The organism is Marinobacterium arenosum, assembly GCF_019795155.1.
Classification (GTDB): Bacteria; Pseudomonadota; Gammaproteobacteria; order Pseudomonadales; family Balneatricaceae; genus Marinobacterium_C; species Marinobacterium_C arenosum.
On record NZ_JAILYN010000106.1, the window covers coordinates 1 to 2011 of the forward strand.

Here is a 2011-nt window from a genome sequence, read left to right on the forward strand (position 1 = left end):
GTTCGAAGAGAATAGGAGCCGGGGCCTCATCTACAGGGCAGTCTTTTCGACTTCGCAGCCCGCCTGGCTCACCGGCTCCTTGCGATGGGCGGTAGCTAATCACCCATCAACGAGAGATACAAGTAGCCCGCTCCGAGGGCGACACCCATCGGACCAGGCCAACCCCGTCGCGGTCCGTACCCAAAGGGCATGCCAAGCCCGCTGCTACAGGGTTCTGTGGTCCGCAGACAGCATCTCTCGAGGCCGGCCACAACAGCCCCTTACAGCCCTGGTGGCTTGGGCTCCTGCTGGTTTTTCACCACACCAGTGTAGGGCCGGTCTTTCACCGGCCATCTACGTTCTCCTATTTGAACGAACGCGCCATCCTGGTGCTGCTCCATTCCGTAGTGCGTTTAATTGGCACGCTTTCTGCTGTATCGACTGTCGATTTTATCTGTTCAGGCACCAGTTGAGTGCAATTGAGCGGTGCGGTGCCCGTAAATAAAGCGTTTCGGGGATCGTGGCAGGGCGGGGTGTTGCACCAGAGCGGATCACCGTGCTGCTTACATGCACATTAATAGTGCATGATTCCGCCGAGTGTATTGAATTGGTGCGTGGCCCAATGACTACGGGAGAGCCTAGTGGAAAACGTAAACAGCGCAGTGGAAACGCTAATTCAGAGCTCTAACACGCTCTTTATCCTGATGGGCGCCATCATGGTGTTCGCCATGCATGCCGGCTTCGCCTTTCTGGAGGTGGGGACCGTGCGGCGCAAGAACCAGGTCAACGCGCTGGTCAAGATCATCACCGACTTCGGTGTCTCGGCGGTGGCCTACTTCTTCATCGGCTACTGGATCGCGTACGGTGTCACCTTTATGCAGGATGCTGCCACCCTGGCGCAGGGCAGCGGCTATGAGCTGGTCAAGTTCTTCTTCCTGATGACCTTCGCGGCGGCGATCCCGGCGATCGTCTCCGGCGGCATCGCCGAGCGGGCCCGTTTCTGGCCGATCCTGACCGCCTCGGCACTGACCGTCGCCGTCGCTTATCCGGTGCTGGAGGGGATGATCTGGAACGGCAACTACGGTTTCCAGGGCTGGCTGGAGACACAGTTCGGCGCCGCCTTCCATGACTTTGCCGGTTCCGTGGTGGTACATGGCTTCGGTGGCTGGATTGCGCTGGTGGCGGTGGTGATGCTTGGCATCCGTAATGGCCGTTACAAGAACGGCCGGCTGGTGGCCTTTCCGCCGTCCAATATCCCGTTTCTGGCGCTGGGTGCCTGGATCCTGTCGATCGGCTGGTTTGGCTTCAACGTGATGTCGGCGCAGACCCTGGACGGCATCTCCGGCCTGGTGGCGGTCAACACCCTGATGGCGATGGCCGGCGGCATCATCACCGCGCTGGTGTTCGGTCGCAACGACCCGGGCTTTATCCATAACGGCCCGCTGGCCGGGTTGGTGGCGGTCTGTGCCGGCTCCGATATCATGCACCCGGCTGGTGCGCTGGTGGTCGGTGGTATCGCCGGGGTGATCTTCGTCTACGTGTTCACCCTGCTGCAGAACCGCTGGAAGATCGACGACGTGCTGGGTGTCTGGCCGCTGCACGGTCTCTGTGGTGCCTGGGGCGGTATTGCTGCCGGTATCTTCGGCAGCGAAGCGCTGGGCGGCCTGGGCGGTGTCAGTCTGATGTCGCAGCTGCTGGGCACGCTGGCGGGTATCCTGGTTGCGCTGGTCGGCGGTGCGATCATCTATGGCGGACTCAAGGCGGTAGTCGGCCTGCGCCTGACCGACGAGCAGGAGTTCAACGGTGCCGACCTGAGCATCCACAATATCGAATCGACCTGCGATAACTGAGTTATCGATTGGCCGTCACTCGGCCGAACTCATACAGCCCGTGCCCCAAAGGCACGGGCTTTTTTGTGTGTGCGCCAGGCATGGCGCGTAGCGCCTTGACTGGCGCTGTTCCGGTACGCGTGGTGGCGGCCGGATGACTTGGTGGTGAAAGTCCACTGTCGGCCCGGCAAGGGGAACGATTA

Annotated in this window: 1 protein-coding gene; it reads left to right on the forward strand. The window is 61.1% G+C overall.

Annotated features, from left to right (window positions below; genetic code table 11):
* The first annotated feature begins 620 nt into the window (after nt 1-620).
* A complete protein-coding gene (locus K6T12_RS21360) occupies nt 621-1829 on the forward strand; it encodes an ammonium transporter (protein ID WP_222224997.1) in 1209 nt (402 codons plus the stop codon).
* The last annotated feature ends 182 nt before the right edge of the window (nt 1830-2011 follow it).